Origin of the sequence: Methylomonas rivi (genome assembly GCF_024505165.1) — a bacterium.
Lineage (GTDB): Bacteria > Pseudomonadota > Gammaproteobacteria > Methylococcales > Methylomonadaceae > Methylomonas > Methylomonas rivi.
The window spans coordinates 1-7,396 of the sequence record NZ_JANIBK010000166.1 but is presented as its reverse complement, the minus strand read 5'-3'; the positions used below and the strand labels follow the sequence as shown (position 1 = coordinate 7,396).

10 protein-coding genes are annotated in these 7,396 nt (G+C 46.9%); 9 read left to right on the top strand and 1 reads right to left on the bottom strand.

The window, feature by feature from the left end; translation table 11 throughout:
- Positions 1–751 precede the first annotated feature (751 nt).
- Positions 752–940, bottom strand: coding sequence for a hypothetical protein (locus NP596_RS18580; protein WP_256616897.1), 189 nt, complete (start codon positions 938–940; stop codon positions 752–754).
- A gap of 141 nt (positions 941–1,081) precedes the next feature.
- On the opposite strand from NP596_RS18580, the gene NP596_RS18575 reads away from it, so the two are divergent.
- The 9 genes from NP596_RS18575 (at position 1,082) to NP596_RS18535 (ending at position 7,322) form a co-directional block, all read left to right on the top strand.
- Complete coding sequence (locus tag NP596_RS18575) at positions 1,082–1,438, top strand: hypothetical protein (RefSeq protein ID WP_256616896.1); 357 nt, start codon at positions 1,082–1,084, stop codon at positions 1,436–1,438.
- Between the two features lie 240 nt (positions 1,439–1,678).
- Positions 1,679–2,869 carry a phage/plasmid replication protein, II/X family gene (locus NP596_RS18570; RefSeq protein WP_256616895.1) on the top strand — a complete coding sequence of 397 codons (1,191 nt, stop codon included), beginning with the start codon at positions 1,679–1,681 and terminating at the stop codon, positions 2,867–2,869.
- A gap of 22 nt (positions 2,870–2,891) precedes the next feature.
- Positions 2,892–3,212, top strand: coding sequence for a G5P family DNA-binding protein (locus tag NP596_RS18565; RefSeq protein WP_256616894.1), 321 nt, complete (start codon positions 2,892–2,894; stop codon positions 3,210–3,212).
- Positions 3,199–3,525, top strand: a complete 327-nt coding sequence (locus tag NP596_RS18560) for a major capsid protein (RefSeq protein WP_256616893.1) — start codon at positions 3,199–3,201, stop codon at positions 3,523–3,525. Before NP596_RS18565 ends, NP596_RS18560 begins: the two co-directional genes overlap by 14 nt.
- Positions 3,526–3,572: 47 nt before the next feature.
- Positions 3,573–4,118: a hypothetical protein gene (locus tag NP596_RS18555; protein WP_256616892.1), complete on the top strand. Its 546-nt coding sequence runs from the start codon at positions 3,573–3,575 to the stop codon at positions 4,116–4,118.
- Between the two features lies 1 nt (position 4,119).
- On the top strand, positions 4,120–4,455 hold the full coding sequence (locus tag NP596_RS18550; RefSeq protein WP_256616891.1) for a hypothetical protein: 336 nt from the start codon (positions 4,120–4,122) through the stop codon (positions 4,453–4,455).
- 52 nt (positions 4,456–4,507) lie between these two features.
- Positions 4,508–5,878, top strand: a complete 1,371-nt coding sequence (locus NP596_RS18545) for a virulence factor TspB C-terminal domain-related protein (protein WP_256616890.1) — start codon at positions 4,508–4,510, stop codon at positions 5,876–5,878.
- Positions 5,878–6,150: a DUF2523 domain-containing protein gene (locus NP596_RS18540; RefSeq protein WP_256616889.1), complete on the top strand. Its 273-nt coding sequence runs from the start codon at positions 5,878–5,880 to the stop codon at positions 6,148–6,150. The genes NP596_RS18545 and NP596_RS18540 overlap by 1 nt, the downstream gene beginning before the upstream one ends.
- The gene (locus tag NP596_RS18535) at positions 6,147–7,322 is read left to right on the top strand and encodes a zonular occludens toxin domain-containing protein (protein ID WP_256616888.1); all 1,176 of its coding nucleotides are present in this window, start codon (positions 6,147–6,149) and stop codon (positions 7,320–7,322) included. The genes NP596_RS18540 and NP596_RS18535 overlap by 4 nt, the downstream gene beginning before the upstream one ends.
- Positions 7,323–7,396: the final 74 nt, after the last annotated feature.

The window sequence follows — 7,396 nt, the reverse complement described above, 5'->3', positions numbered from 1 at the left end:
GTCGAGAATATGTAGAGCGGCCCCGTAGGAAAATACCGGCCCGGAGGGGCCGGTTTGCATATTCTGCATTATGCGCAGTTTTTCCCGGGCGTTGCCGTCGACGATATCTCCCTGGGTTGGCCTGTCGGCTGACGGTCTTTCCCGCAGTCCGGCCAGCGCAGCCAGCCGGACGACCGCGCCGGATGGATTTTCCCCTGCATCTATCCCACTAACAAACCAATGGGTTTGCTGTTTATAGTGACTTGGCTTTTATTGCACCGTCCGTCGCCGATTTAATAGCGGTATGGCAGTTCACGGAACACAGCCCGCCGCCGCCTTTGTTCGTAGTGGCCAACTTTCTCGGGCGTCACGTCGGCGCAACGCGCCTGTCTGTTTTTATTCGCAGTGAAAAAAATCTTTGGCCACCGCCGATTTCTTCCGGATCCGGGAGTCCACGTACTATAACCAGTGGACTCTTGTACCAAAGTTTCAGAATAAGCCTTTAATATCAATATTATGGTTTTTTGCTAATATTGATCGATTTTTCTAATCCCCTTAGTTAAATCCGTTAGTGTTTTAGCTTTAATCCCATTTCGATTATTGCCCAACAACCTGCCAGGACTAGGGAAGCCCTAACCATTAATCCCTGAAAGCTTTCTTTCTTGGGTAATTGGGGTTTTTTGATTCTAATTTTTAGTTTTTGCTCTTCTTCTTGTTCGGCTAGTTTTCGATGGTGGTCTCTGTACCAATCTCGGTCATACATTCCCATTTTTTACCTCGTTTCTTTTGCTTTCTCTATTTCTTCTAAGGTTATTCCTTCTAAGTCCTTTGCTAGTAAGGCGTCCGCCACATCTGTTGGCTTTATTATTTTGTTCGCCTTTATTGATAGCTCCCATGCTTTTTTCTCGATCTTTTCCCATCTCGTTCCCCTTACTCTAAGTGTGTGTTGGTGTATAGCCATCTTTTCCGCCTCGATTTTTTGACTCTCACAAATTAACAAATTACACATTAGGTCTTGACAAATCACTTGTGATTTATTTATAAAGTCTCAAATTGTTTTTTGTGATTTATTCACGTATTTACTTTTCATTGAGGCCAACCGATGAACACAAACCACCAACCCGTTTTGAACTCGATCACGTTGATTGTTGATACATTCGTCAGTCAATCAAAAAATTATGATTCTGTTTCGCTGGTTGAAAGCATGCTGAAATGGAATATTTCGCACCTGGCACTTATCAAGTCCGATGTTCCGGCATTGGCTCTTGATGTTGACCTGGCTATTAACGACCTTCGGCGTATCGCATTAAAAACAATTGAGCGTTTAACCCAAAAAATCGCCGCCGCTGTAGAGCGTGAGGCATTTCCCGAATTAGCGGACGTTGGCCGCTCTTCTGTCCAGTCCGCCGAAGTAGTGGGGCAGGAGAGCAAACTGGCTTTTTCCGGCATCGATAACTAACCGTTACGAAACTCCGGAACACGTCATGATCTGTAAATATTGCAATCAACACTTTGAATATGCCGGCACCGGTCGCATTCCGGATTATTGTTCGGGTCGTTGCCGTCAAGCCATGCATCGGCTTGTTAAGAATGGTTTTGTTCGGCAGCGGGTTTCCTCGGCTATCCGAACCATTAACGAGCTATCGTTACGAAACTCCGCTGGTACCGGTGATTATCTTCAAACGGACTTGACGCTTTTATGATCGATATGTTGGTTCTTCGCTGTCCAATTCGCCAAGTGTTCGAGTCTTCTTCGACCGAAACCGCGTTGCCCGTGGTGCGTGAAGTGCTAAAGACCTGCATCAGCTTGTCTGATTTGAAAATCCCGCTGGAATCGTCTCTGGATGCCCACGGTGAAGAAGTGGCATTAACCCATCGCTGGGAATCGATACCGTCCAGCCTATCGACCATGGCCTTCAAGGTTTTCGACTTCCGCGACAGTTTCAAGAAAGATGCCGATGTTCAGGATTTCTTCATCGAAATTAAAGCCAGTCCGGCCAAACTGACCCAAGGTCATAACCTGTTCGGCTCTGACAATATCTGGCAGTGTGCCGAGCGTATGATTCACCTGTTAATTGATACCTATCCGCACTTGATCGAGTATCTTGAACAAAAGCATTGGTCGGTTGAACAGGTCGATATTACCTACCATTCTTGGTGCAACACCGAAAACGAAGCGCTTCAATTCGTCAACGCCTTGCAGAACGTTAGCAACGGCCAGACTCGCGCCCGCACTGGTTATTCCGGAACCGCCTATTTCGGCAAGTCCAACAGCCGTATCAAGAAGATCAAGGTTTACGTCAAGCTCCTGGAGGTGATGAACCAACTTTCCAAGCTCAAGCGCCAGGGCAGCAAAGCAGCCGAACAATACACCGATGACTTATTGGACTGGGCTAAGGGTATGGTGCGCTGGGAAGTCAGTCTTAAAACCCGCTGGTTTGAACGGCGCGGCATCGATAACAACCTTTTCGCGTTGTCCAGGGTTTTCAACGCGCAAAACTACTGGCAACAAGCCACACAAGACCTATTCAAAGCGTTAGAGGGCAAACAGATGAGAATCATTAGAGACGAAGAAATCGAGAAACAATTAAAAGCCAAATTCCCCACCGTCAACGCTCGTTCCGGCAAAGTCACTTATGGCAGAGCCTTGAGTGCTTATAACGTGTTTCGCGCCATTAAGGAACGCGGATGGAATGAAGCCATTCGTACTGTTCCCTCTAGGGGTAAATTTTATGATGCCGTCGAAATGCTCCACGAAGTCGGCCTTTCCAAAGCCCTGCTTCAAAACCTGAAAGGTGATGGTCTTCAATGTGAAGTCATCCCTTTTATTCGTTATGTCGAAGTCAACTTCGGCGAACAATACCCGCCGTTCGCTCTACAAGCGGCTTAATCACACCCGTTGAGGAAAAACCATGCATATTGAAATAGAGACAGAAGACCTTATTCCAGACCAGCTTACCAGCCGCAAGGATGGCACCGTTTACTTTACCCTCGAACAACCGGCCTTGATGTTCACCGACCAAAGCCGTTATCCGTTGCAATTCAAAATCCGTCACGCCTTCACCCAGAACAAAGAAGAGCGCGACAAGATTGGCCCGATTGCCAAGGGCAAATACTTGCTGGGTGACAACGCCTTTCAAATTGGCCGTTTCGGCTCTTTGGAACTGGCTGAAATCAACATTAAGCATTTACGTGTTGCGGTGCCCAAGGGGGCTACCAATGCAACGTCCTGAATTCGATTCTGACGGTTATTCGTTAATCGTCAGGCCCGAACCGGTGTTTTTTACTTCACGCACACCGTCTCAAAAAAAGCGTGTTTTTTATCACTTAAAATTTGGAGTTTTACTTATGAAACTGAACAAAAAAATCGCCGCCGGCGTTGCCCTGGTATCTGCTTCCGTTGGTTCTGCCATGGCTGCCGTGCCGGCTGACGTTACCACCGCATTGGGTGACGCCAAAACCGATGCCGCAGCCGTCGCCGGCTTGTTCCTGATCGCGATTATCGCTATCGCCGCTTTCAAACTCATGCAACGCGGCGCAAGCTAATTGCTACTTGGCGGGGTTTACGCCCCGCCTTTTTCTTGGGGTAAATCATGGTCTCCGAACTCATTACCGAACAGCTTAATTCAATGGTGCCCGATCTTGTTGTAGTTGGTGCCTTGTTTTTAGTGGTCACAATCGTTATGCGCTCTATTAAATTAGCTGCTTATTCCGCTGAGTTTGATCGGCAATATAAAGCCGCCGCTGCAAATGCTCATAAATCCGGCGATAAATCCTTTTTTGCAATCGATAATAATGCTCTTAAAAATGAATATATCGCCAATCGAATGGGCGGTAAAAAACGTTATGTACAACAGAAACGCCAACAGATGGCATTTAATAACGCTCGAAATGCCGTTTCGCCCAAAACCCGCAATACCTATTCTCCAAAAAAAAATCATCCCTCAAATAATTTTAATAAACAGGTTAAATTAAAGTACGGCATATCACAATCTAAAATAGTAAAATTCAAGAATTCATCTAATACACCAGTTTACACAAAGGAATATTTTCAAAACTTTGAAAAGAACTTTCAAAAAAATAACTCGCAAATACAAAGCCGCTTATCTTTAAGAACCGGCAAATTTCATAAATATTGATATGGCCAATTTATTCAATGGCTATTGTTACGATTCTGTAGATGTTGCCGCCGAAACCGAGTTGGCTACTGAGCCTCGATTTACGGCTGATGGCGTGTACTCTCCTTATATGGCTGGTAATTACACCATTGAAACAGCCGATATGACGTATATATTTACGCCTTTAGTCGGCTCGCAGCAATATGTAACGGTTACGCGCGTGTATCCTCAATGTGCCGAAGTGGGTTACCAGAATAATTATACCGGCCTAACTATTGACGATTCTATAGAATTATCCTGGATGGTTGCATTAGTTTGGATTACTGCATGGGCAATCAAACAAATGAGGTATAGATAATGACGCCTGACATTTATATTATTTCAATATATATAGCCATTTTGGGTTCTGTATGGATATTAGTTCGCTGAAGAAATTAATTTTTATTTTCTTATTTCTTTTTTTTAATAGTTCTTTTGCCGTCCCCGTTATATTCAAGACTAATAAATCAATATTAGTTCGTACGCCTCAAGGCGTTGTTGCAAAACCCGGTATCGGCGAATTGCTGGCTACGGTGCCGGGTGCGTCGTCATCGGTCAAAGCAACCGGTTCCTTCCCGGTGGCACTCGGATCGGCATCGGTAGCGGTGCCTGTCGCCAAAACCTACGCCGCTTCTGATATCGCCGCCACTGCCGCCGATCTGATACTCAGTCGAACCGCCCTGGGTCTTTTAGCCACCTTGGCCTTGCCCTATGCGATAGATGCGGTCACCGATCAGTTTGTGAAACAGGTGCCGGGAGATATTACGCCGGCGGATATGTGTCAGGGTGATTGTCAGACACAACTGGATCAATGTAATGCGCATGTGGTAGCCATGAATAAAAATCCATATGGCGGCACCTATGGATATATAGGAAATTGTATTTCTCAGCCCGCCTCAAAACGTTTCCGCGAATGTATTAGTAATTCTGCTGCACCGGGTTCTTGCAATATTTTATCTCAATATTGGTATTACAATTATGAAACACCTCAGTCCGATTATTGCACGACACCCAGTGTTTATGACTCGGCTACTGAGATGTGTATAGGTTCAGCCATCAACGAGCCCGCAAACGCAACACAACTAGCTGCAGATATTGAAGCAACGTTCAACGACAATCCAACATTCCCAAAAGTCGCGCTAGACACTCTTTTGGATCATGACATTGAACCGACCAACGGCGATCAAGATATTGATATGCCAAGCCCTCAAATGATCCAGGGCGAAACAAAAACCAGCACAAAAAACTACCATGACCCGGCAACCGGTCACCCGGTTACCGAAGAAACCACCGAGCATACCGATTATAAGGTTGAAAAGACCGGCCCCAACCAATTGGATGTCAAACCGAATGTAACAACTACCCTAAACATTACGGATAACATCACTAACACCACCACTACAACGACGAATATCACTGAGATAACACCCAGTGAAGCCACTACCGAGACACCGCCGGAAACCGATTGTGACAAATACCCGGATGCTGTCGGTTGTCTCGAATTGGGCGATACTGGCACGCCCGAAGAGTTGCAAACGATTAATGTCGATGTCTCGATTAATCCCGCTAGTTGGGGTTCTGGCAGTTGTCCCGCGGATGTTGCGGTAGCGGGTCATTTTATGACGGGTGCCTTTGTTAGTTATGCGCCCGTTTGCCAGTTCTTGAGTTCTTTGGCTCCGGCATTGATCGGTTTGGGTTGGTTGATCGCCGGTTGGTTCGTTTTGGGCGGGGTGCGTGACTGATGAATACCATTGCAGCTTTTCTAATTTCCATTACCGGCACCTTGGCCGCTCGTGTTCTGGTGTCTCTGGGGTTTGGTTTATTTTCCTATGCGGCTTTAACCGCCTTGGCGTCTACCGTTATCGGTAATGCACAGGCTAAATATGCGCTAATCGACCCTACCACTTTGCAGTTGATAAATTTGGGTGGGGTAGGGGAGTTTTTGGGTATCCTGGCCGCCGGCTTGATGACTCGAGCCGCCATGATGGCCATCAAAAAATTGAGGCCGATATGATAACGTTAATTACCGGCACTCCCGGTGCCGGAAAAACTGCTTGGACCGTACAGGAACTAACCCGCTTGCCTGCTCAACGCAAGGTTTATGTTCATGGGATCCCCCAACTAAAAATCGCTCACGAACCTATCTATTGCCTTTCCGAATTGTGCGATCATTGTCGAGAACATACTGTAATCGGCGAAGCCGGCGTTTATCTAAAATCCGATTTTGAAACTGTTACTATCGATCAAGAGGGCAATACAGTTATGCCTCCTCATGTGTATTTGGTCGAGGAGTGGCCGGTATGGGCGACGGATGGCAGTTTAATCGTTGTTGACGAGGTTCAACGAATTTGGCGTCCTATTAATTCCGCCTCTGCGCTGCCCGAAGAAGTGGCCGCGCTTGAAACCCATAGGCATAAGGGCCTTGATTTTTGGCTTATTAGCCAGGGCCCGCACTTGTTTCATAGTAACGTCCGCCTTTTGGTTGGACGCCATATTCATTTGGTGGCTAATTGGCGCGGTCGCTCCGAATACGAATGGCCTGAGTGTCGGCAGAATGTAACCAGTCGATCGGATGCGGTTATTCGGCCTTACAAGCTGCCGAAACAAATATTCGGCATGTACAAATCCGCGTCCTTACATACCAAACTCAACAAACGAAAGCCTTTAAGTTTCTATGTTCTTTGCTTTTGTGCGCTTGTGCTTTCTGTTATTGGTTATCGTATTTATAACCGTATTAATGAATTTACCGATTCTGGCCAAGTTAATCAGCCGGCGGTATCCGGTCATTCGCCATCGGCCGGCGCGACATCCGCGACAGCGACGCAAGGAGCGGGCGCGGGGGGCGCGTCTGCCGTTCGGCGTGTATCCAGTCCGCCGGACTTTACTCCCGCGGTTCCTGGGCGGCCTGAGACGGCTCCGGCCTATGCTCATTTGCTTAAGGTTACCTCTGTACCCGTTTTAGCCGGCTGTATTGCCTCTAAAACGTCTTGCAAGTGTTACACCCACCAGGCCACCCCATATCCGGTCACCTGGGAGCAATGTCAAGAACATGTGGCCAATCTTAAATTCAATCCTTACGCGCAATCTAGCGATTCCAGCCCTAAACGTAACGAAACCCCGCCGGTGCCGTCGAATATCACATCTCAATCAGTTGGTTTGCCGATTTTACAAGACCCGCAATCTTGATTTGATTGTTTCCCGATATCTAAACAATCTTGCAACCAGGTTGCCTTATTGTTTCCATCACTTCGCATAATGTA